23 protein-coding genes are annotated in these 22,246 nt (G+C 66.6%); 15 read left to right on the top strand and 8 right to left on the bottom strand.

What is annotated here, in order from left to right; genetic code table 11:
- Positions 1 to 164: 164 nt before the first annotated feature.
- Positions 165 to 1,760, top strand: coding sequence for a beta-N-acetylhexosaminidase (locus ACFVIV_RS21635; protein ID WP_379198961.1), 1,596 nt, complete (start codon positions 165 to 167; stop codon positions 1,758 to 1,760).
- Positions 1,761 to 1,769: 9 nt separating this feature from the next.
- Here ACFVIV_RS21635 and ACFVIV_RS21630 read toward each other — a convergent pair whose 3' ends face one another.
- The gene (locus tag ACFVIV_RS21630; protein WP_379198959.1) at positions 1,770 to 2,405 is read right to left on the bottom strand and encodes a TetR/AcrR family transcriptional regulator; all 636 of its coding nucleotides are present in this window, start codon (positions 2,403 to 2,405) and stop codon (positions 1,770 to 1,772) included.
- A gap of 87 nt (positions 2,406 to 2,492) precedes the next feature.
- On the opposite strand from ACFVIV_RS21630, the gene ACFVIV_RS21625 reads away from it, so the two are divergent.
- The 3 genes from ACFVIV_RS21625 to ACFVIV_RS21615 all read left to right on the top strand — a co-directional run bounded on the left by ACFVIV_RS21625 (position 2,493) and on the right by ACFVIV_RS21615 (position 4,804).
- Positions 2,493 to 3,500 (top strand): Rieske 2Fe-2S domain-containing protein, encoded by a 1,008-nt coding sequence (locus ACFVIV_RS21625; RefSeq protein WP_379198957.1) that lies wholly within the window; start codon positions 2,493 to 2,495, stop codon positions 3,498 to 3,500.
- Positions 3,497 to 4,585, top strand: a complete 1,089-nt coding sequence (locus ACFVIV_RS21620) for a dihydrodipicolinate reductase (protein ID WP_379198955.1) — start codon at positions 3,497 to 3,499, stop codon at positions 4,583 to 4,585. The genes ACFVIV_RS21625 and ACFVIV_RS21620 overlap by 4 nt, the downstream gene beginning before the upstream one ends.
- A gap of 72 nt (positions 4,586 to 4,657) precedes the next feature.
- Positions 4,658 to 4,804, top strand: a complete 147-nt coding sequence (locus ACFVIV_RS21615) for a DUF1059 domain-containing protein (protein ID WP_379198953.1) — start codon at positions 4,658 to 4,660, stop codon at positions 4,802 to 4,804.
- Between the two features lie 14 nt (positions 4,805 to 4,818).
- Here the strand turns inward: ACFVIV_RS21615 and ACFVIV_RS21610 are convergent, their stop codons facing one another.
- Together ACFVIV_RS21610 and ACFVIV_RS21605 are read right to left on the bottom strand one after the other, a co-directional pair.
- Positions 4,819 to 5,286: an RDD family protein gene (locus ACFVIV_RS21610; protein ID WP_379198951.1), complete on the bottom strand. Its 468-nt coding sequence runs from the start codon at positions 5,284 to 5,286 to the stop codon at positions 4,819 to 4,821.
- Between the two features lie 20 nt (positions 5,287 to 5,306).
- Positions 5,307 to 5,705 carry a hypothetical protein gene (locus ACFVIV_RS21605; protein WP_379198949.1) on the bottom strand — a complete coding sequence of 133 codons (399 nt, stop codon included), beginning with the start codon at positions 5,703 to 5,705 and terminating at the stop codon, positions 5,307 to 5,309.
- Positions 5,706 to 6,103: 398 nt separating this feature from the next.
- Here ACFVIV_RS21605 and ACFVIV_RS21600 point away from each other — a divergent pair, with 398 nt between their 5' ends.
- Positions 6,104 to 6,514: a nuclear transport factor 2 family protein gene (locus ACFVIV_RS21600; protein WP_379198947.1), complete on the top strand. Its 411-nt coding sequence runs from the start codon at positions 6,104 to 6,106 to the stop codon at positions 6,512 to 6,514.
- A 378-nt stretch (positions 6,515 to 6,892) separates the two neighbouring features.
- Here ACFVIV_RS21600 and ACFVIV_RS21595 read toward each other — a convergent pair whose 3' ends face one another.
- Together ACFVIV_RS21595 and ACFVIV_RS21590 are read right to left on the bottom strand one after the other, a co-directional pair.
- A complete protein-coding gene (locus ACFVIV_RS21595) occupies positions 6,893 to 8,281 on the bottom strand; it encodes an NlpC/P60 family protein (RefSeq protein WP_379198945.1) in 1,389 nt (462 codons plus the stop codon).
- Positions 8,282 to 8,474: 193 nt separating this feature from the next.
- Positions 8,475 to 9,017 (bottom strand): DUF6676 family protein, encoded by a 543-nt coding sequence (locus ACFVIV_RS21590; protein WP_379198943.1) that lies wholly within the window; start codon positions 9,015 to 9,017, stop codon positions 8,475 to 8,477.
- 199 nt (positions 9,018 to 9,216) lie between these two features.
- Here ACFVIV_RS21590 and ACFVIV_RS21585 point away from each other — a divergent pair, with 199 nt between their 5' ends.
- The 4 genes from ACFVIV_RS21585 to ACFVIV_RS21570 all read left to right on the top strand — a co-directional run bounded on the left by ACFVIV_RS21585 (position 9,217) and on the right by ACFVIV_RS21570 (position 14,457).
- On the top strand, positions 9,217 to 12,030 hold the full coding sequence (locus tag ACFVIV_RS21585) for an aconitate hydratase (protein ID WP_379198941.1): 2,814 nt from the start codon (positions 9,217 to 9,219) through the stop codon (positions 12,028 to 12,030).
- 178 nt (positions 12,031 to 12,208) lie between these two features.
- Positions 12,209 to 12,775: a TetR/AcrR family transcriptional regulator gene (locus ACFVIV_RS21580; protein WP_379198939.1), complete on the top strand. Its 567-nt coding sequence runs from the start codon at positions 12,209 to 12,211 to the stop codon at positions 12,773 to 12,775.
- Positions 12,776 to 12,851: 76 nt separating this feature from the next.
- Positions 12,852 to 13,292, top strand: a complete 441-nt coding sequence (locus tag ACFVIV_RS21575) for a hypothetical protein (RefSeq protein WP_379198937.1) — start codon at positions 12,852 to 12,854, stop codon at positions 13,290 to 13,292.
- A 109-nt stretch (positions 13,293 to 13,401) separates the two neighbouring features.
- The gene (locus ACFVIV_RS21570) at positions 13,402 to 14,457 is read left to right on the top strand and encodes a YncE family protein (protein ID WP_379198935.1); all 1,056 of its coding nucleotides are present in this window, start codon (positions 13,402 to 13,404) and stop codon (positions 14,455 to 14,457) included.
- Between the two features lie 15 nt (positions 14,458 to 14,472).
- Here ACFVIV_RS21570 and ACFVIV_RS21565 read toward each other — a convergent pair whose 3' ends face one another.
- Positions 14,473 to 14,979 (bottom strand): MarR family winged helix-turn-helix transcriptional regulator, encoded by a 507-nt coding sequence (locus ACFVIV_RS21565; RefSeq protein ID WP_379198933.1) that lies wholly within the window; start codon positions 14,977 to 14,979, stop codon positions 14,473 to 14,475.
- Between the two features lie 71 nt (positions 14,980 to 15,050).
- On the opposite strand from ACFVIV_RS21565, the gene ACFVIV_RS21560 reads away from it, so the two are divergent.
- The 4 genes from ACFVIV_RS21560 to ACFVIV_RS21545 all read left to right on the top strand — a co-directional run bounded on the left by ACFVIV_RS21560 (position 15,051) and on the right by ACFVIV_RS21545 (position 17,707).
- Positions 15,051 to 15,548, top strand: coding sequence for a cupin domain-containing protein (locus ACFVIV_RS21560; RefSeq protein ID WP_379198931.1), 498 nt, complete (start codon positions 15,051 to 15,053; stop codon positions 15,546 to 15,548).
- Between the two features lie 141 nt (positions 15,549 to 15,689).
- Positions 15,690 to 16,106, top strand: a complete 417-nt coding sequence (locus tag ACFVIV_RS21555; RefSeq protein ID WP_379198929.1) for an acyl-CoA thioesterase — start codon at positions 15,690 to 15,692, stop codon at positions 16,104 to 16,106.
- Positions 16,107 to 16,277: 171 nt separating this feature from the next.
- Positions 16,278 to 16,739, top strand: a complete 462-nt coding sequence (locus ACFVIV_RS21550) for a hypothetical protein (RefSeq protein WP_379198927.1) — start codon at positions 16,278 to 16,280, stop codon at positions 16,737 to 16,739.
- Positions 16,740 to 16,747: 8 nt separating this feature from the next.
- Positions 16,748 to 17,707 carry a hypothetical protein gene (locus tag ACFVIV_RS21545; RefSeq protein ID WP_379198925.1) on the top strand — a complete coding sequence of 320 codons (960 nt, stop codon included), beginning with the start codon at positions 16,748 to 16,750 and terminating at the stop codon, positions 17,705 to 17,707.
- Between the two features lie 124 nt (positions 17,708 to 17,831).
- Here the strand turns inward: ACFVIV_RS21545 and ACFVIV_RS21540 are convergent, their stop codons facing one another.
- Positions 17,832 to 18,083: a helix-turn-helix domain-containing protein gene (locus tag ACFVIV_RS21540; protein ID WP_067536715.1), complete on the bottom strand. Its 252-nt coding sequence runs from the start codon at positions 18,081 to 18,083 to the stop codon at positions 17,832 to 17,834.
- A 209-nt stretch (positions 18,084 to 18,292) separates the two neighbouring features.
- Positions 18,293 to 19,924, bottom strand: coding sequence for an ABC-F family ATP-binding cassette domain-containing protein (locus ACFVIV_RS21535; protein ID WP_379198923.1), 1,632 nt, complete (start codon positions 19,922 to 19,924; stop codon positions 18,293 to 18,295).
- A 382-nt stretch (positions 19,925 to 20,306) separates the two neighbouring features.
- Here ACFVIV_RS21535 and gcvH point away from each other — a divergent pair, with 382 nt between their 5' ends.
- Positions 20,307 to 20,702: a glycine cleavage system protein GcvH gene (gene gcvH, locus ACFVIV_RS21530; RefSeq protein WP_379198921.1), complete on the top strand. Its 396-nt coding sequence runs from the start codon at positions 20,307 to 20,309 to the stop codon at positions 20,700 to 20,702.
- A gap of 76 nt (positions 20,703 to 20,778) precedes the next feature.
- Positions 20,779 to 22,218 (top strand): flavin-containing monooxygenase, encoded by a 1,440-nt coding sequence (locus ACFVIV_RS21525; protein ID WP_379198919.1) that lies wholly within the window; start codon positions 20,779 to 20,781, stop codon positions 22,216 to 22,218.
- The last annotated feature ends 28 nt before the right edge of the window (positions 22,219 to 22,246 follow it).

The following is a 22,246-nucleotide window of genomic DNA, read 5'->3' as shown; positions in this document are numbered from 1 at the left end:
GAGGGCAAAGACTAACGTTTCGAACTGGACTTGCGACCATGTCGGCCGACTGGGGAGCCGCGATATCCCTCGCGCGGATGCATTCCCCACTTGAATTCCCCAGACCACCGCACAACCGACTGTGCAATGGTTGGCATCTCTCTCCACTGGACCAGAGGTGTGTCTTGCGAAATCTAATATCTCCCTTGGTATTCGGCGCGGCATTGGGCCTGGCGGTAGTCGGCCTGCCCGGCCTGGCCGATTCCGCCGCCGCAAACAACCCGCCGCCCACCGAACGCAGCGTGACCGATATCGTGCCCATCCCCGTACAGGCCGAACCGGACTCGACCGCGAATTTCACGCTGACCGCGAACAGCGTGATCCGCGCGGAGTATCAGGCCCAGGAGGTCGCCGACTACCTGGGCGGCCTGCTGCGTCCCGCCACCGGATTCTCCCTGCCGGTGGTGGATCCGAGCGACCGGGAGCAGCCGGGGATCACCTTCGAACTCGGCGACGCCGGACCGCAGGTCGGCGATCAAGGCTACCGGCTCGCGGTGGCCGAGGACGGAATCACCCTGAGCGCCAACACCACCGACGGGCTGTTCGGCGGCGTGCAATCGCTGCGGCAGCTGTTCCCGGCGGCGATCAACGAATCGTCGGTGCAGCAACGGGATTGGACGGTCGGGGGCGGCACCGTGCTCGACTACCCGCGCTTCGCACAACGTGGCGCGATGCTCGACGTGGCCCGGCACTTCTTCACTCCCGATCAGGTCAAGCGCTATATCGACCAGATCGCCCAGTACAAGATCAACACACTGCATTTGCATCTGACCGACGACCAGGGCTGGCGCATCGAGATCAAGAGCTGGCCGAAACTGGCCGAAATCGGCGGGCAGACCGCGGTGAACGGCGACCCGGGCGGCTATTACACCCAGGAGCAGTACACCGATATCGTCAACTATGCGGCCTCGCGGCACATCACCGTGATCCCCGAGATCGATATGCCCGGGCACGTCAATGCCGCGCAGGCCTCCTACGGCGAATTGAACTGCGATGGCAAACCGGTGCCGCCGCGCACCGATATCGAGGTGGGCTACAGCTCACTCTGCATTTCCAGCCCGACGACCTACCAATTCGTGGACGACGTCATCCGCGAGATCGCGGCGCTGACACCGGGACCCTATATCGATCTCGGCGGCGACGAAGCCCATAACACCTCGGCCGAGGATTACAACACCTTCTTCCAGAAGGTGACGCCGTTGGCAGCCCAGTACGACAAGAAGATTCAGGGCTGGCACAATATCGTCGTGACGAATCCGCCCACCTCGGCGATTCCGCAGTATTGGGACACCGCGAACCGCAATGCCGACGTCGCGGCGGCAGCGGCACGGGGCAACAAGATTCTGATGTCGCCGGCCAACAAGGCCTATCTGGATATGAAGTACAACCCGAATTCCCCGCTCGGTCTGCATTGGGCCGGCTATGTCGAGGTGAAGGACGCCTACGACTGGGATCCCGCCACCTTCCTCGAGGGCGTGTCGGAGAGCCAGATCATCGGCGTCGAGGCGCCGCTCTGGTCGGAGACGCTGCGAACCAGCGCCGATATCGAGTACATGGCATTCCCGCGACTGGCCGGCGCCGCCGAAATCGCCTGGTCCCCGCGTGCCACCCACAATTGGGAGAACTACCGCGAACGGCTCGCGAAACAGGGGCAGATCTGGACCGCGCAGGGCATCAATTTCTATCGCTCTCCGCAGGTCGACTGGAAGCCGGCCGGTTAGGCCCGAGCGTCACGAAGTCCGCCGTGAGCCTTCGAGATACGCGACGATCGCGTTGGTGAGGCCGCGGCGGGCTTCGTCCAGGTCGGAGTAGGTGCCGAGTTGTTTTTCCGAGGTGATGCCGCGCATCGAGCCGGGGAGGAAGGCGGCGACCTCGCGGACGCGGGCGGGATCGACGTCGAGGCCGGCGAAGGCGCGTTCGCAGGCGCGGGCCCAGGCGTCCTTCCAGGAGGCCAGTTCGGCTGCGGTGCGGGGGTATTGGTTTTCCAGTTCGGCGCGGTCGTGCGGCAGGGCGGCGCGCAGGGTTTCGATGGCGCGGGAATCGCTGGCGGTCAGGCCGCGGTAGAGGATCTCGACGGTGGCGGCGACGCGGTCGCGCAGGGGCGCTTGCGGATTCACCACCGAGACGGGGAGGTCGCCGCGGCGTTCGGCGGTGCGGTGCAGAACGGCCGCCCAGAGGCCGTCGATATCGCCGAACTGGTATTTGACCGCGCCCCAGGTGGCGCCGATCTCCTTGGCTATACGATTGGCCGAGACCGCGGTGCGGTCGCCGGTGGCGAGGGCCTGCAGGGCGGCGTCGAGCATGTTCTCGCGGGTGGCCACGCCCCGGCGATTGGTGCGCCTGCCATTGCTCTCCGCCTCGGTCATCTTCGGCATCCTAGCGCGCGGGCCGGCCGTGGAATCGCCACGGCTCCAGGTCTTCCCAGGTTTCATAGAACCTTCTACGATTCTGGGATGGCGAAACCACCGCTGTCCATGGTCCCGACCGGCTGGTTCCAGGTGGCATGGGCGGCCGAGATTCCCGTCGGCGCGGTGCATCGGATGAAATACTTCGGGCGCGAGCTGATCGCGTGGCGGTCGGCGACGGGGCAGGTGAGCGTGATGGACGCCTACTGCGAGCATCTCGGGGCTCATCTGGGGTTCGGCGGGCATGTCGAGGGTGAGCGCATCGTCTGCCCGTTTCACGAGTGGGAGTGGGATCGCGACGGGCGCAATGTGCGCATTCCGTACGAGGATCGGCCGAATCCGGTGCGGCGCATACGCAGTCATCCCGTGATCGAGCGGAACGAATCCATCTACATCTGGCATGACGTCGCGGGGCGCAAGCCCTACTTCGATGTGCCCGATGTCTTCACCGGATTCGGCGACGGGCGCACCGCCGCCGACTACTACCCCGCCTATCCCGGCGGAACGCTGTATCGGGAACGCCTGGAATTGCATCCGCAGTATGTGCTGGAGAACGGCGTCGACTTCGCGCACTTCAAGTTCGTGCACAAGGTGCCGTTCGTGCCGACGTTCACCCGCCAGGAGTTCGACGGGCCGGTGTCGTATGTGGATTTCACGGTGACCTTCGACGCCGAGACCGGCGTGTCGGCCGAGGACGTGCACAGCGGGGTGGAGGCCGTCAATGCCGGGCTCGGGGTGGCCGTGACCAAGAGCTGGGGCATGATCGACAATCGCACGATCTCGGCGGTCACCCCGGTCGACGAGGGCACCTGCGATGTGCGGTTCACGGTGTGGATCGGCTGCCCGCCCGGGCGTGATCGCAGCCAACCCTCGCGCAGCGCACAGCAATTCGGCCAGGCCGTCATCGATCAGCTCCTCGCCGACATCCACATCTGGTCGCACCAGCGCTATTCCGATCCGCCCGCGCTCGCCCGCGCCGAATACGCCGGTTTCAAGGCGCTGCGCACATGGGCCACCCAGTTCTACCCAGACCCACCCGGAAAGACCGCACCATGAGCGAGACTCGCAACCCGATCCGCGTATTCCAGGTCGCCACAGGCAATGTCGGCACCGAGATGATCAAACGCATCCGCAATCATCCCGACCTCGAACTCGTCGGATTGCACTGCTACACACCGGAGAAGATCGGCCGCGACGCCGGAGAGATCGCCGGGCTCTCCCCCATCGGCGTCACCGCCACCGGGTCGGTCGACGAGATCATCGCCGCCGCACCCGATGTCCTCACCTTCCACGGCGTGTTCCCCGACGAGGACCTCTACGTCGAAGTCCTGGAAGCAGGGATCGACATCGTCACCACGGCCGACTGGATCACCGGCCACCACCGCAACCGGAATCACCCCCACCCCTCCGGCAAACCCACCACCGAAATCCTCGAAGAAGCCTGTCGCCGTGGCGGATCCACCTTCTACGGCACCGGCATGAATCCCGGCCTCATGCAGATCCTCGGCATCGTGCAATCCTGTGACGTGGCCGATCTGGAGAACGTCACCGTCATCGAATCGGTCGATGTCTCCTGCCATCACTCCGTGGACTCCTGGCAGATGGTCGGCTACGGCCGTCCCGTCGACGATCCGGCCCTTCCGGCCATGCTGGAGAAGGGAACCCGGGTGTTCGCCGACGGCGTGTACCTGATGGCCGACTGCTTCGGCCTGGAACTCGACGACGTCATCTTCAGCTACGAACTCGGCGCCTGCACCAAGGACATCGACCTGGGCTGGTACCACCTGCCCAAGGGTTCACTCGGTGCCAACTACCTGAAATACCAAGGCGTCGTCGACGGCGTGCCCAAGGTCGAGGTACACATCGAATGGCAGATGACCCCGCACACCGACCCACACTGGAATGTCCAGGGCTGCTACATCACCACAATCCAAGGCGACCCCTACATCTCCAGCAAGCACCGCATCCTCCCCAAACCCGGAACCGACTTCACCAACCCCGCAGCCTTCGCCTCGGTCGGCATGACGGTCACCGGCCTGCCCGCCCTCAACGCCATCAACGCCGTGGTCGCCGCACCGCCCGGCGTGATCACCAGCGCGGATCTGCCGTTGCGTGCCTTCGCCGGCCGCTTCAAACCGTGATCCCGGGTTCGCGGGACCGCTCGCTCATCGGGCACGATGGACCAAACGAATGCTCGAAAGGATCGGCAAGACATGAAGACTCGGCTCAACTGCCCCTGCGGCGAATACATCCTCGGCACCGATGAGGACGACCTGGTCGCGAAGACCCAGGCCCACCTGGCGGAGAAACACCCCGGCCACGACTACAGCCGCGACGAAATCCTGTTCATCGCCTACTGACGAGTTCGGGGCGGTCAGCCTTTGACGACCTGCGTCCCGCCCGCGATGTTGTCGTGCCAGCCCTGCTTCGTAGAGCTGGCACTCACGGTCACCGCAATGCCGATAGCGGCGAAGAACCAGAGGATTCCGCCGATCCACGGGATCAGATTGAGCAGCATGTACGCATTGCGCAATGCCGACTCCTTGACATTCGGCTTCGCAGCGCCGCCCGCCCCGTTCACATGCAGCCCGAGAACCTTCTTCCCCGGCGTCGACCCGGTCGCCACCTCGAACAGCACGAAATACAGGAATCCGAACCCCGCGCCCGGCAGGATCGAAATCCACCCCGGCACATCCGCCACCCGATCCAGCAACCAGAACAAAACCCCGCCGATGATCCCGGCAATGATCCAGTCGATGAACCGGGCCACCGCCCGCCCCCCGATCCCCGCCGGCGCCACCACTCCCCGCCCGATGCTCTGCTCGTATCCACCCGCGGTCATCGTTCCTCCTCGTACCTCGATCAACGAACGACTTCCGCCAATTCTTCCGTAATCTCCCGCTGCTGCACCAGATCCACAATCGGCGCCCTCGCGCTCAGCTCCCCGTTCAACTCCCCCGCCGCGGTAACGGTCCCCACCACCATCCCCCCGAGAATGACGTACACCTCCCGCAGATTCGAATAATCCAGCACCACAAGCACTTCCTTATCGGGCAGCGGCTCTACCCGGCAGTCCGCACCGCGCGGCGGCTGATCCCAGGGCACCTGGCACGGCTCGGCCCCCGCAGGAATACTCCCCGCATACTCGTAGATATTGACATGGAACCAACCGGATTCCGCCCCTTCGGCAATGCCGGCTTCCGTCATGCGCAGCGCGGCGTTCAGTTGACTGGCACTGAACCCGGGCAAGGTCCACGGCACCCCACCACTCTCCCCCGCCCCGATATTCCGAGGCTCAGCAGTCAACGAGGGCACCTCCCCCACCACCACGAACCCCCGCCCCTCCAACCCCGCCCGCAGCACCCCCGGAACATCCACCGAAGCCTCCGCCGACCGACCCCCCGCTGGATCGCCCGAACGCGGCGAACCACACCCACCGGCGAGGAGGGCCACAAGAACAAGAAGCATTACCGGCCAACGCATTACCGATATTGTCTCGCGCCCGTGATTCACCGGGGCGGGTTTGGGCTCGTGCGCCTGCAGTAGAGCAAGCGCGACCAAATATCGTTGGCGCAACCAACATATTTAGGTATAGTTGGCGACGCCAACGTTGGAGTCTCCAACGTTTGGCCATCGCTACGACAACGAAGGAGGACGCCATGTCCACCACCGCCCTGGTCGCCGACCGCATCGAAATCGCCGACCTGTTCACACGTTTCGCGCTCCTGCTCGATGAGCGGCGGTGGGACGACGTCGGCACCGTGTTCACCGATGATGTGGCGGTCGAGTCGCCGCGCATCCACGTCCGCGGCATCGACAAGGTCGTCGACTTCCTGCAGGAGTCCGAGGTCGACGGGGAACAAACCCAGCACACGAACACCGACTTGCTGGTGGAGGTGGACGGGGATCAGGCTGCGGTTTCGGCGAATTCGATCGTGTACTACTTCCGCGAGGGGCAATCACCCCATCAGACGGGCGGTCTCCGGCAGATCAGCACCGTGGTGCGGACGCCGGCGGGGTGGCGGATCAGCGAGACGCGGATCGTGCCCGGTTGGGTCCGTCAGGTGTAGGTCCTCGTCTCGACCCGCTCGGATCGTCGCCGTCGAGGCCGAGAGCGGTGGGCGCCAAGTCTGGGACAGCGAAAGCGGCGTGCCATTGGCCACGGCCGTGCCCTTCCCGGCGCCTTTCCTCCGGTCGTCGTCGACAACCGCTATTACATCGATGGCGGGGTGTGGTCGGCGACCAACGCCGACATCGCCGCGGACTCGGATGTTCTCGTGGTCATCGAGCCACTGGCACACCGGGTTCCGCGCGGGCACCTGCGAAACGAACTCACCCGCACGTCCGCCAAGCGGACTCGCTGGCGCAGGAGTTGACGAACTCGGGCCGGCTGGCGCCGGAGCGGTGATTCGGCGTGGCCGGCAACGGATTCGAGTCGGGCAGGTTGCTCAGGAGGCGATGCGGACGGCGTAGGGCATGATGCCGTCTTCGCGGACCGGGGAGACGCGGACTACGTCGCCGGATTGGGGGGCTTCTACCATTTTGCCGTTGCCGAGGTAGAGGGCTACGTGTTGGCTGCCGCCGGGGCCCCAGAAGATCATGTCGCCGCGTTCGCGGTCGGAGACAGGGACCCGGGTGCCCATGGTGTATTGGTAGCCGCTGTAGTGCGGGAGGGAGACGCCTATGCCGGCGAAGGCGTAGATCATGAGGCCGGAGCAGTCGAAGCCCACTTTGCCGTAGTCGCCGTGGCTGTCGGCTACGCCGCCGTCGCGGATACCGAGGGTGGGGCCGGCTTCGTCGCCGCCGCCCCAGGCGTATTGGACGTCGAGTTGGGACATGGCGCGGTCGACGACTATTTCGACCAGGTCGGCGCGGGAACCGTTGGGGCGGGTGGGTTGCTGGTTGTAGCGGGCGGGCGGGGGTGAGTCGTCGAGGGCGGTGTGGGGGCGGTGTCCCTGGGCCGCCTCGGCGGCGCGGTCGTTGGAGGCGCGGTCGGCGGCCACGCGGGCCGCGGCGTCGGCGGCGGCAGCGCGGGCGGCGGCCTCTTCGGCGCGGCGCTGCTGGTCCCAGGCCAGGTAGGCGTCGCGCTGGCTTTGCAGACCGGCGACCTGGGAGCGGGCGAGGTCGAGGCGCTGCTGGGCCGAATCGCGTTGGGAGAGCAGGTCGTTGCGGCGCGTGGTCTGCTGGTCGAGTTCGGCTTGGGCGGCGGCGACGGCGTTCTGGGCTTCGGTCTTCTTGACCTCGGCGTCGGCCGCGGCGGCGTCGGCGACCTGCTGGGCCTGCTTGGCGGTGGAGGTCTTGTTGGCCTGATCGACCTGGGCGCGGCGCAGGTCGTTGACCACGTCCTGCTGATTCATCGAGGCGATGGTCAGCACCTGGGCGCGCGCCAGAGCGATCTCCGGGCTGGGAGCGGCCAGGTAGTTGATGAGCGAGGTGGAACCCGGGCGCATGTAGACCTGGGCGACGTATTTGTCGAAGTCGTCGTGTGCGCGATCGACATTCGTGCCGGCCTCGGCGAGCTCGGTCTGGCACTGGGTGACCGCGCGGGCCGCGGCGTCGGCGGCGTCACGGGCGATCTGCAGGTCGACGAGAGCCTTGTTGACGGCTTCGCGGCGGGCGGCGACGGCATCGTCGAGCTGGCGCAGCTGCTGTTCGACACCGGCCACCTGATTGATGAGCGCGCCGACCTCACCGAGGTTCGCATCGACCTGGGCGCCCGCGTCGGCGATCTCGCCGTCGCTGGGATTGGGCGGTGGCGGCGGTACGGCATGGCCGGAAGTCGCCCCGATGACCAGCACGATCAATACGACCAGCAACTCGGTAGCGATCCTGAGCATGCGCAGACGTCGCCGCCTCGGCTGTCGCATCGCACCTCCCGGTCGCCCCTTACGACACTCTGTCCCCATCAGTGCCATCGCGAAACCGTACGACACTTATGGGTTTCAGAGCTTCAGGCGCGCCAGGGAGACCCGAAGGAATTTTGCTCGTTGCCAGTAATTTGCCTACCGGCAGCAAATCGCCGGAGACCTGTCAGGCGACGGGCGTGCGCTCCTCGGCAGCCGCCTCCGAACGCTTCTTCTTCACCACGTACAGCCCGCCGATCACCGCGAGCAGACCCGCCAGAATCACCAGCGTGATGACCGTCCACGACACCGTCTCCGGCTGCTCGAGCCGATCGACGAAGATCTGCGCCGCCTCCACCGTGTGGTTGGGCCCGCGATACTTCGCCTTGTCCTCGGCCCATTCCAGCCGCGCCCGCGTGAATTGATCGCTGTAGGTACCGATCCAGTCGTCGCCGAAGACGACCACGGTGCCGTGCTCCTCCTTGCCGACCTCGGTCGCGAGATCGCGCAGATTCGCCTCGATGCCCGGGTTGCCCTGCACCACAATGATGTTGAGATCGATGCCGTGCTCGCGCGCGTCCGCGGCGATCACCGCGAGCTTGTCCTGATCCCGGCCCTTGGGCGCGGCGACGTGATTGTCGGCCAGATCCAGCAGGATTGCCTTCAGATCGGTGTTGGGCGGTAGTTCCGCCTTCATGGGCGCGAAAACCGAGGTACGCGAGACGGTCACGAAGGCACAGTACGCGACAACTTGTCACATCACCTCACCACGGCACGCCGTAAGCTGCACTGGCCGGTCGGAACCCTCCCCCGTGCGTTCACAGGACAAGCGTACTGTTAGGCTCGAACACGGACGAGGCCTGCGCCTCGACGAGCCATCGGCACAGCCCCGCCGGTGGCCAACCATTCACAGACGAGTGGAGCTGAACGTGACGAGTATCGATACATTTGGCGCCAAGGGCACCCTGCAGGTCGGCGAGAACTCCTACGAGATCTTCCGCCTGTCGGCCGTGCCCGGCACCGAGAAGCTGCCCTACGCCCTCAAGGTCCTCGCGGAGAACCTGCTTCGCACCGAGGACGGCGCGAACATCACCGCCGACCACATTCGCGCCATCGCGAACTGGGACCCCAACGCCCAGCCCGACACCGAGATCCAGTTCACGCCCGCCCGCGTGATCATGCAGGACTTCACCGGCGTCCCCTGTGTGGTCGACCTCGCCACCATGCGTGAGGCCGTCACCGCCCTCGGCGGCGACCCCAACAAGGTCAACCCGCTCTCCCCCGCCGACATGGTCATCGACCACTCGGTCATCCTCGACGTCTTCGGCCGCGCCGACGCCCTCGAGCGCAATGTCGACCTGGAGTACGAGCGCAACTCCGAGCGCTACCAGTTCCTGCGCTGGGGCCAGGGCGCCTTCGACGACTTCCGCGTCGTCCCGCCGGGCATGGGCATCGTGCACCAGGTCAACATCGAATACCTGGCCCCCACCGTCATGGTCCGCAACGGCCAGGCCTACCCGGACACCTGCGTCGGCACCGACTCGCACACCACCATGGTCAACGGCCTGGGCGTGCTGGGCTGGGGCGTCGGCGGCATCGAGGCCGAGGCCGCCATGCTCGGCCAGCCGGTCTCCATGCTGATCCCGCGCGTCGTCGGCTTCAAGCTGACCGGTGAGATCAAGCCGGGCGTCACCGCCACCGACGTCGTGCTCACCGTCACCGACATGCTGCGCAAGCACGGTGTGGTCGGCAAGTTCGTCGAGTTCTACGGCAAGGGCGTCGCCGAGGTGCCCCTCGCGAACCGCGCCACCCTGGGCAATATGTCCCCCGAGTTCGGCTCCACCGCCGCGATCTTCCCGATCGACGAGGAGACCATCAACTACCTGCGCCTGACCGGCCGCAGCGACGAGCAGCTCGCGCTCGTCGAGGCGTACGCCAAGGAACAGGGCATGTGGCACGACGCCGACAACGAGCCGGCCTACTCGGAGTACCTGGAGCTGGACCTGGGCACCGTGGTGCCGTCCATCGCCGGCCCGAAGCGCCCGCAGGACCGCATCCTGCTCGCGGAGAGCAAGACCGCCTTCCGCAAGGACATCCACAACTACACCAACGATGCGGAGACCGGCCCCGCCGCCGTCACCCCGCACTCGCACCTCGACGAGGCCATCGAGGAGTCCTTCCCGGCCAGCGATGCCGCCGCCCTGTCCTTCGCCGACGACGACGCCATCCTGCCGTCCGCCGCGAACGGCAACACCGGCCGTCCGTCCAAGCCGGTCAAGGTCTCCGATCCGGAGCGCGGCGAGTTCGTCCTCGACCACGGCGCCGTCGTGGTCGCGGGCATCACCTCCTGCACCAACACCTCCAACCCGTCGGTCATGATCGGCGCGGCCCTGCTGGCCCGCAATGCCGTCGAGAAGGGCCTCGCGTCCAAGCCGTGGGTCAAGACCAACATGGCCCCGGGCTCGCAGGTCGTCGCCGACTACTACGAGAAGGCCGGCCTGTGGCCGTACCTGGAGAAGCTGGGCTTCTACGTGGGCGGCTTCGGCTGCACCACCTGCATCGGCAACACCGGCCCGCTGCCGGACGAGATCTCCAAGGCCATCAACGACAACGACCTGTCGGTGACCGCGGTGCTGTCCGGCAACCGCAACTTCGAAGGCCGCATCTCCCCCGACGTGAAGATGAACTACCTGGCCTCGCCGCCGCTGGTCATCGCCTACGCGCTCGCGGGCACCATGGACTTCGACTTCGAGACCGACGCGCTGGGTCAGGACAAGGACGGCAACGACGTCTTCCTGAAGGACATCTGGCCGTCCCCGCAGGAGATCGACGACACCATCAAGTCGGCGATCAACAAGGAGATGTTCACCAAGTCCTACGCCTCCGTCTTCGCGGGCGATGCGCGCTGGCAGGGCCTGAACACCCCGGCCGGCGACACCTTCGCCTGGGACGAGAACTCCACCTACGTCCGCAAGGCGCCGTACTTCGACGGCATGCAGATGGAGCCGGCCCCGGTCGAGGACATCAAGGGCGCGCGCGTGCTGGCGCTGCTGGGCGACTCGGTCACCACCGACCACATCTCCCCGGCCGGTCCGATCAAGCCGGGCACCCCGGCGGCGCAGTACCTCGACTCGCACGGCGTCGAGCGCAAGGACTACAACTCCCTGGGCTCGCGTCGCGGCAACCACGAGGTCATGATCCGCGGCACCTTCGCCAACATCCGTCTCCGCAACCAGCTGCTGGACGACGTCTCGGGCGGTTACACCCGCGACTTCACCCAGGACGGCGGCCCGCAGGCGTTCATCTACGACGCCTCGCAGAACTACCAGGCCGCGGGCATCCCGCTGGTCGTGCTGGGCGGCAAGGAGTACGGCTCCGGTTCCTCGCGTGACTGGGCTGCCAAGGGCACCCGCCTGCTGGGCGTCAAGGCCGTCATCACCGAGTCGTTCGAGCGCATCCACCGCTCCAACCTCATCGGCATGGGCGTCGTCCCGCTGCAGTTCCCGGCGGGCGAGTCGGCCAAGTCGCTGGGCCTGGACGGCACCGAGGTCTTCGATATCGAGGGCATCACCAAGCTGAACGAGGGTGTGACTCCGAAGACCATGAAGGTGACCGCCACCAAGGAGAACGGCGAGAAGGTCGTCTTCGACGCGGTGGTCCGCATCGATACCCCCGGTGAAGCGGATTACTACCGCAACGGTGGCATCCTGCAGTTCGTGCTGCGCAATATGATTCGCGGCTAAGAACACACCGCGGCTCGGCTGTGAAGGGCTGTTTCACAGCCGAGTCCTGGTGACGGGCACCGGTTTTCACCGTGCCCGCCGCGCGATCCGCCCGGATCGCTTCGCTCGTCGCTCGTGCGGGATTCCGCGCCGGACGCTTCCGGTGCGGAATCCCGCACACCCCGTTTCGGAGGAGTCCATGCCCAAGGTCAGTGACGACCACCTCGCCGCCCGCCGCAGCCAGATTCTCGACGGAGCACGCAGCTGCTTCGCCGAATTCGGCTACGAGGGCGCCACCGTCCGCCGCCTCGAGGAGGCGACCGGCCTGTCCCGGGGCGCGATCTTCCACCACTTCCGCGACAAGGACGCCCTCTTCCTGGCCCTCGCCCAGGAGGACGCCGGCCGCATGGCCGAAGTCGCCGCCACCCAGGGCCTCGTCCAGGTCATGCGCGATATGCTCGCGCACCCCGAAGACTTCGACTGGCTCGGCACCCGCCTGGAAATCGCCCGCCGCCTGCGCAACGATCCCGATTTCCGCACCAACTGGGAACAGCGCTCCGAAGAACTCACCGCCGCCACCGTGGCCCGCCTCGAAAAGCGCAAAGCCGAAGGCGCCCTCCGCGACGACGTCCCCACCGAAGTCCTGCTCGGCTACCTCGACCTCGTCCTCGACGGCCTCATCGCCCGCATAGCCTCCGGCCACGCCAACGACAACCTCTCCGCCGTCCTCGACCTCGTCGAAGCCTCCATCCGCCGCAAACAGTGAGCGTTCGGTAGGTTCGGGGTCGGATTCCGGGGTTTCCCCGGACGCGCCGGCAGGAAAGCGCCGCTAGCGTCGAAGAATGCGCGGCACACGGGCGACCGTCTGGACCGAACCGCTACAGCGGCTCACCTCGGTCTACTCGGTCGCCACCACCGCCGGCACCGCCCTCGTCCTCGGCTACGTGACCCCGGAAGTCCTCCTGGCCCGCACCGACATCGAACCCGCCGATGTCGACCAATGGCTACTCGCCTACCGCGCAGTGGGATTCATCTTCCTCCTGCTGAACGCGATCGGCATCGCAGCGGTCCGGGACAAGCCCTGGGTCTTCTGGATTGTGCTGCCCACCTGGTTGTTCCAGGGCATCGGCTTCTTCGCCGTCGATTGGCCCGCCACCGGCCTCCGCGACCTCGCACTGATCGCCACCTACGTCACCGACCTCGGCAGCGGCCTCCTCGCCTTGATCCTCCTCGGATTCCTGATCCGCTACCGGACCGCCTGGGCCTACCAGCGCATCCGATAACCCGCCCGCACACGCGGGATAGGATTCACACCGCGAGGAGAGAAGGTGTGAGAGGCAGAGAATGTATCGACCTGGGAATGGTTTGCCGGGCAGCCGTTTTCGAAAATGGGTGATTGTCGGCGCCGCCGGGGTGCTCTTCGCGGTCGCGGGGGTTGCGGCGACGAATATCGAGGTGACGCGGGAGCTTTCGTTGTCGGCCGACGGCGGCGGGCTGTCCCGGCCGTACGTGAGCGACAGCATTGCCGTTGGAGAAAATCCGGAGCACCTTGCCCTGTACGGGAGTACGGCGTTCGTCGCGGATCTGAACGGCACCGTGCGGGTCGTCGATCTCGGCACGAGCACTGTGCAGGGCACGATTCCGGCCGCGGCGAATGACTGGACCGCCGTGGGACTGGTTGTCGACGAGCGGAGTCACACCCTGGTCATGGCGGTGAACGATCGGGCGGGCAAGGGGCACCTCGTTCTGATCGATGCGGTCACGCGGCAGACCGGTGGCATCGTGCCACTGGGCCGGGAATCCAATGGCGCCATGGCGATCGATCCGGGGCTTCGCGCAGTGTATGTCACGGCCGGGGACGACGGCGCGCCGCAGTCGGTGGTGGCTGTCGATCTCGATACCCGGTCCGTCACCGGCGAATTCGCGCTCGACGCCGCACCGGGTCCCATAGCGGTCGATCGGGACACGCACTCGGTCTATGTTTCCGGATATTCGGGGGTGTGGATCTTCGACGGCGTCACCGGGACGCGCACCGGCACCATCGACACGATCGCGCTCGGGCTCGCGGTGCACGCGGGCAAACTGTATGCGACCAACGATGATCCGCACGAGGACGCCATCACGCCGTACAACACGGTTCTGACCATCGTCGACCTGAGCACCCGCGCCGTCACCGCCACCGTGCGCTCCCGCAAGCTGGGCCACGACATCGCGTTCGACACCTCGACCGGAATCGTCTATGTGACCAACGCGTATGTGAACGGGCTCGACCCGCTGGGCACGTGCTCCAGCGGATTTCTCACCCTCGTCGATCCCCTCCGCGGAGCAAGCGTGGACCTGGTGTGCCTGGGCGGTGCCACGGGCCGGGGAACGCCGACCGTGATCGACCCGGTGACCCATCGCGCCTACGTCCTCGCCGGGGACAACTTGCTCGTCGTCACGCCTTGACGGCGAGCTCGCACATTATTGCCGGCCCTCCAGGTCGGCGAGCAGCAGGCGGGTCAGGCGGTCGAGTTCCTTGCGGTCCTTCGCGGAAAGCACTGAGAGCAGGCGGGTTTCGTTCTCGGTGTGCTCGGTGACGACCAGGTCGACGAGTTCGAGGCCGCGGTCGGTGAGGGCCACCCGGATGGCGCGGCGGTCGCCCGCGTCGGCGGCGCGGCGGACCAGGCCCGCCGATTCGAGGCGGTCCAGGCGGCCGGTCATGCCGGCGCGGGAGAGCATGAGAGTTTCCGCGAGGACCGACGGGTTGAGCTCGTAGGGGGCTCCGGAGCGGCGCAGCGCGGCGAGCACGTCGAATTCGCCGCGTTGCAGGCCGTGGGCGGTGAAGACCGCCTCGATCTCCTTGCCCGCGACGACCGAGAGCCGGCCCAGGCGGCCGATGATGGCCATGGCCTCGAGGTCCAGGTCCGGTCGTTCGTGCCGCCACTGTGCGGCGATGGCGTCTACCGCATCCGTCGTCATCTCACCCATGGACAGGATTCTATTCGATGCCGTATAATTCGACAGCGAACTATCAACCACCGAATAATTCGGAGCTTGCCATGAACATCACCGCTCGCCAGGTCGCCATCCGTCAGCCGCACGCGGCCGAGACCCTCGGGAACGAGAATGCCCGCGTGCGCCTGCTCATTGATTCCAACGAGGCCGGCGGGACGGTCAGCACACTCGAGGTCACCATGGCCCAGGGCGCGGATGGGGCTGCGCCGCACTATCACACGAAGTCGGACGAGCTGTTCTATGTGGCCGAGGGAGAACTCCAGCTACTCGCTGGCGATCGCATCGTCACGGTGGGCGCGGGCGGGTCGATCGTGGTGCCGAAGTTCATGCCGCACGCCTTCGGCGCGACGCCCGACAGCGCGGCGAAGATCATGATCGCGCTCATGCCGGGCGTGGAGCGCTTCGAATACTTCCGGCTGCTGGATCGGATAGGGAAGGGCGAGGCCACGTTCGAGGATCTGGCGGCCTCGCAGGAGGAGTTCGACAATCATTTCGTGGATGCCCCGCACTGGTGGGCCGAGCGCAATGCGAACCGGCGGTAATGTTCCGGCCAACCTCGCGCCAACCCGGGGCAATGCGTCCGCGACCGGAATTGCCGGGGGTAGCCTGGCAATCGCCGGAATTGTGCCGTAGACCACGGAAAATGAGGAATGGACGCCCCCGGACGACAGGTTGGTGGTTGTATGGTTTTCTCCGTCCCCGTCACCGTGCGCGGTTATGAGCTCGATATCAATGGCCATCTGAACCAGGCCGTGTACCTGCAGTACGCCGAACACGCACGGTGGGAACTGCTGCGCTCGAGCGGCGCCCCGGGCGAGAAGCTGGTGGCCGGTGGCGTCGGACCGGTTGTCCTGGAAACGAACATCAAGTATTTCCGCGAACTGCATCTGGGTGATGAAGTCACCGTGAGCTGCGAATTCGAGTGGGCGGGCGGCAAGGTCTTCAAGCTGCACCAGCAGATCACCAAACTGGACGGCACCCTGTCCGCGCAGGTGGACGTCGTGCTCGGGCTCATGGATCTGAAGGCGCGCAAGCTCGTTCCGAATCCGGCCGAGGTGTTCCGCTCGCTGTCGGACTCCCCCGAGGTGCTCGGCCTCTAGCCGCGCGCGAGGGCCGTCGAAAAACTTTCGGCCGTAGCGGTTTCCGGGACTCCGGCAGAGTTTGCCGGAGTAGCGGAAATCTTTCGTTGCGAACCGGACTCCCCCGGTCAGGGGATATGATTCAGATCACGCTCGGCCTCGTAGCAAATCCCGAGCAGATCGGAGTTCAGCATGACCGGCGCCCTCCGCCCACCTGCCTGGACCAGTGTCGCAGGCATCGCCCCACCGCTATCCGGCTACCTCGTGGCCGCCACCGACCGGCATATCAGCGTGCGCGTCAGCGACGGCACCTGGACCTTCCGCCGCGCCGACATCATCGATCTCACCGACTGGGAAATTGAGTCCACGCAGGGATTCTGCGAGGGCCGCCCGGTATTGGTGCGGGTGCGCACCGGCGCCACCGCCGATTTCACCGTCCCCCGGCGCATCGAGCTCGTCGACCGCCCGCTGACCATTCCGCAGGACCACACCCCCGCCCGCGGCGACGAGGAATTACGGGAGCTCACCGAAATCTGGGCGCGCGCACTGGAATTGACCACGCGCCCCGGTATCGGCGGCGCCACCATGACCTGCTGCCAGACCCGCTCGCAGCACGGTAGCGACGACGGCGCCGCCTGCGACAGCCTGGACTGAGTTCCCGCATGGCCGCCCGCACAACGGGATCGGTGCTCATGGTCACCGAAGCCGACGACCTGCACGGCGACGCCCTCGCCGCCACCCTGCGCAAGGTGCACGCGCACAGCCCGATTCGACTCGATATGCGCGACTTCCCGCGCGAGAACGGCACTTTCCGGCTGGGCCGCGACGGCACCGCCCGCAGCCTGTCCCATGTACTGGGCCTGGACGATGTCACCGCGGTGTGGTGGCGCCGGCCGCAGCCGTGCCGGGTGCCGCTGGGGGCCAGCGGCGAGGACGACGCCTACCGGCAGGCCGAATGCGACGGGTTCCTGCAGGGGCTGCTGTGGTCGATGCCCGCGCTGTGGGTCAACGATCCGGGCGCCGACCGCACCGCCAATCGCAAGATCGTGCAGTTGGAGACGGCCTATCGGGCGGGTTTCGCGGTGCCGGAAACGCTCATCACCAATGATGTCGAGGAGGCGCGCGCCTTCCTCGAGTCGCGCCCCGGTCCGGTGGTCTACAAGCGCACCGGCACCGGGCGCGGCGCGTTCACCGAGACGCGCATCGTGACCGCGGCCGATATCGCCCGGCTGCCCACGATCCGCAACTCCCCCACCATCTTCCAGGATTACATCCACGCCGAATGCGATCTGCGCATAGTGTGGGTGGACGGCATCGAGTGGGTGGTGCGAATCGATTCGCAAGCCGGTGTGGGACGCGTGGATTCGCGCCTGGACACCTCGGTGGCCTTCACCGCCGACCGGTTGCCCGCCTCGGTGAGCAAATCCCTGACCACCCTGATGGGCACGCTGGGACTGGCCTTCGGTGTGCTGGATCTGCGGGTCGGCCGCGACGGCGAGTTCTGGTTCCTGGAGGTGAACCCGCAGGGGCAGTTCGCCTATCTGGAAATCAAAACCGGGCTGCCGATTTTCGAGAGCCTGGCCAACCTACTGGTGTTCGGCGACGGCACCGTGCCGCACTGATATCGGCGCAGGCACCCGTTCGCCGCCGCACGCACACGATCGACCGCCGTCCGAACACCGCCTCGCGGCGCGCGAAATCGCGGAGTGTCCAACGATTCTCGCCGCAAGTTCAGGGGGACCGAGCCTACTTGCTGCTCGCCTTGGCGGTGGACTTCCGCCGATTGGCCCCACCGCGGCTGCGGAGCTGCACATGCGACTCCACCAGCACATTGTGGATGAAGCCGTACGACCGCCCGGTCTCCCGGGCCAGGGACCTGATACTCGCCCCCGCCTCGTATTGCTTCTTCAACTGGGATTGCAGGCGGTCTCGCGACTTTCCCGTCACGCGCGTGCCCTTCCCCAATACGGCTTTACCCTGTCCGGGCCTGTCACTCATGACTTCCTCCGAGTCGCCGTGGGCGCCTTATTCCAGGTTAGATACTCGGATGGCTGTGATCAACGAAATGTTGTGATGAGAATCACGGAGACTGCGCGGTTCGCGAAATCGGCGTCGGGGCACCGCAACCCGCGCAGTGTCGTCCACGGCATCACAGCGATGTCGTCCGCGGCATCGCGGTCGGCGATACCGCGGACGACGGATGCGTCTCAGGCGAGCTGAATGAGCTCCAGATAATCCTGCGACCAGTGATCTTCGGTGCCGTCGGGCAGCATGATCACGCGTTCGGGATTGAGGGCCTCGGCCGCGCCCGGGTCGTGGGTGACCAGGACGACCGCGCCCGCGTAGGAGCGCAGGGCGTCGAGGACCTGTTCGCGCGAGATCGGGTCGAGGTTGTTGGTGGGCTCGTCCAGAAGAAGGACATTCGCGGCAGAAGAGACAAGTCCGGCGAGCGCCAGGCGGGTCTTCTCACCGCCGGAGAGGGTTCCGGCGGGCTGATCCAGCTGCGGGCCGGAGAACATGAACGCACCGAGCAGGCCGCGTAGATCCTGTTCGCCCGCATCGGGCGCGGCGTGGCGGATGTTCTCCCAGACCGTGGCCTGATCGTCGAGGGTGTCGTGCTCCTGGGCGAAGTAGCCGATCTTCAGGCCGCGGCCCGGATCGATCTGCCCGGCGGTCAGGGTCTCCACCCCGGCCAGCAGCCGCAGCATGGTGGTCTTGCCCGCACCGTTGAGGCCCAGGATCACCACCCGGCTGCCCCGGTCGATGGCCAGGTTCACGCCGGTGAAGATCTCCAGCGACCCGTAGAGCTTGGTCAGGTTGGTGGCCAGCAACGGCGTCTTGCCGCAGGGCGCGGGCTCGGGGAACTTGATCCGCGCCACCTTGTCGGCCACGCGCACCTCGTCGGCCTCGGCCAGCATGCGCTCGGCGCGCTTGACCATCTGGTGCGCCGCAGCGGCTTTGGTGGCCTTGGCGCCGAGCTTGGCGGCCTGCTGCTTGAGCGCGGACGCCTTCTTCTCGGCATTCGCGCGCTCGCGGACGCGGCGCTGTTCATCGGTGGCGCGGGCGTCGAGGTACTTCTTCCAGCCCATGTTGTAGATGTCGGCCTCGCCGCGCACGGCATCGAGGAACCACACCTTGTTGACGACGTCGTTCAGCAGCTCGACATCGTGGGAGATGACGATGAGGCCGCCGTCGTGGTTCTGCAGGAACCCGCGCAGCCAGTTGATGGAGTCGGCGTCGAGGTGGTTGGTGGGCTCGTCGAGCAGCAGCGTGGTGTCGGACTTGCCGCCGCTGCCGTCGGAGGCGGCGAACAGGATGCGCGCCAGCTCGATACGGCGGCGCTGACCGCCGGAGAGGGTGCGCAGCGGCTGGGCGAGCACGCGATCGGGCAGGCCGAGGCTGTTGCAGATGCGGGCCGCCTCGCTCTCGGCGACATAGCCGCCCAGGGCGGAGAAGCGGTCCTCGAGCTGGCCGTACTTGCGGACCGCCCGCTCGCGCTCCTTGTCGTCGGCGACCTCGGCCATGATGGCCTGCTGCTTCTCCATATCGCGGATCAGCTTGTCCAGACCGCGCGCCGACAGCACCCGGTCGCGGCCGAGCACATCGAGATCGCCCTCGCGCGGATCCTGCGGCAGGTAGCCGAGATCCCCGGAGCGAATCACCTTGCCCGCATACGGCTCGCCCTCACCGGCGAGGATGCGCAGCGTGGTGGTCTTGCCGGCGCCATTGCGGCCGACGAGGCCGATCCGGTCGCCGGCCTGCACCCGCAGCGCCGAGCCCGGCGCCGTCAGCAGAGTGCGGACTCCGGCCCGGACCTCCAGGTCGGTCGCGGTGATCACAAGGGTCTCCTCGATATCGGTGGTGACAAACCATTCGATTGTGCCGTCGGCAGGCACACAAGAACCACTTATTTTACCGGCGTGAACACTCGGAAGCCGAATCGAGCACACCTCCCGTTACCGGACGCGGCACCGCCTCCCGCCCCGGTCCTGCGGTGACGCGCCCCGGCCGTGGCGCAGGTCACTGCCCGGAGGCGATTTCGTGGTCACTCGCGACACGGCCCCGCGAGCGGCGACACGACACCGTGCACACCGCCGTGAACTTTCCGGCATGTCGCCGAACCGCTTCTGTCACACTGGTTTCGGCCCCGGGTGTCAGGGCAGCTCTCCGCCTACGACCACTTCCGCGATCCGAGCAGCTGCCAGTGGGAGGTAGTTCGCCATGACCACCATTCCGAACGAGCTGCGCTACACCAAGGATCACGAATGGCTCCGCCTGGAAGGCGATCAAGCCATCATCGGCCTCACCGACTACGCACAACGACAGCTCGGTGACTGCGTATTCGCGGAGCTCCCGAAGATCGGTGAAACCTACGACGCCGGCGAGCCCTTCGGATCGGTCGAATCGGTCAAGGCGGTCTCCGAGATATACATGCCCGTCGCCGGCACGGTCACCGCCACCAACGACACCCTCCAGTCCGACCCGGAGCAGATCAACGAGGACCCCTACGGCGACGGCTGGCTGGCACAGATCACCATGGCGGACCCGAGCGCGACGGGCGGCCTGCTCTCCGCGAGCGAATACCAGGACTACATCGCCGAGGAAGCCGCTGAATGACCACCCGTTCGGATTGAGATCCTCGCTGCCGCCGCGCGGGATACCATTTCGAGGTATTTCGACGCGAGGGGGAAGCGTGGTTGTCGAACGCAAGCGGGTTGTGGTCGTCGGGGCGGGCATCTCGGGGCTGGTGACGGCAAAAGTGCTGTGCCAGGACGGGTTCGAGGTGATGGTGCTGGAGAAGGAGTCGGCGATCGGTGGGGTGTGGGCGGCGTCGCGCACCTATCCCGGCTTGCGTACCAACAACTCTCGGGACACCTACGCCTTCTCCGACCACCCCTACGACCGCGGTGCGGACGTGTTTCCGACGGCCGAGCAGGTGCGCGGGTACCTGGCCTCGTATGTCGCCAGGTTCGGGCTCGAGCCGCTGATTCGGCTGTCGACAGAGGTGGTCGAGGTGGCGCGGCACGGGGCGGGGTTCGCCGTGACGGTTCTGGGCCCGCGTGGGCGAGCCGAATTGTCCTGTGACTTCGTGGTGGTCTACGCCGGTATCTATTCCGAACCCGATATGCCGCGGATCGATGGCGCGGAACAGTTCAACGGCAAGCGGGTCGTGGTGGTGGGGGCCGGGAAGTCGGCGCTGGACTGCGCCGCGTGGGCCGCCGAACACGCCCGGCACTGCGCGCTGGTGTTCCGCACGCCGCATTGGATGGCGCCGCGCTGGTTCCCCGGCCGCATTCCCGCCGACCGGGTGCTGATGGGGCGGAAATTCGAAGTCTTCCTGCCCTACCACCGGCTCAGCCGGGCCGAACGGTTCCTGCACGGCCGCGGCCGGAGCCTCACCCTCCTGTACTGGTGGGCGGCCGGGCTGCTCTTGCGCACGCTGCTACGCATGCCCGCGAATATGGTGCCCGACCAGAAGCTGCCGCACGGGCTGGAGAACGCCGGCCTCGCCTCGGAGTTCTACGATCTGGCCCACCGCGGCCGAATAGACCTGCGCCGCACCACGATCGCGGCCTTCGGGACGGACACCGAGGTGCGTTTGACCGACGGCGGCCGGCTCGAGGCCGATATCGTCATCTTCGCCACCGGCTGGCGCCGGACGCTTCCGTTCCTGACACCCGATCTCGCGGCCGAAGCCGTGCAGGACAGTCGCTTTCGTCTCTACCGTCACATCCTCCCGCCCGCCGAACCCCGGCTGGGCTTCGTCGGCTACGCCTCGTCCACGGCCTGCCAGCTCACCTCGGAGATCTCCGCGCACTGGCTGTCCCATGTCTTCGGCGGCGACCTCGCGCTCCCCGATCCCGCCGACATGAACACCGAGATCGATCACGTGCAGTCCTGGCTGTCCGACGCGTTCCCGGCCCGCTCCGAGGGCTTCCACATCGGCCCGCACGTCCTCCACCACATCGACGAGCTGCTCACCGACATGCGGGTCCCCACCCGGCGCACCCGCAATCTCGTGGCCGAATACCTCGGAACCTTCACACCCGCCCGCTACGCCGACCTCACCGCGCAGCGCCGCGCGCTCACCCGCGCTGGAATAACGCGGCCCCGTCTCGACCGCGCAGGGTGACCGCACCCGGGCTCACCGTTGCCCCGGT

Origin of the sequence: Nocardia sp. NPDC127526, assembly GCF_042672265.1 — a bacterium.
Classification (GTDB): domain Bacteria; phylum Actinomycetota; class Actinomycetes; order Mycobacteriales; family Mycobacteriaceae; genus Nocardia.
Note: the sequence above shows the minus strand (reverse complement) of the source record. Positions and strands in the feature narration are given on the sequence as shown.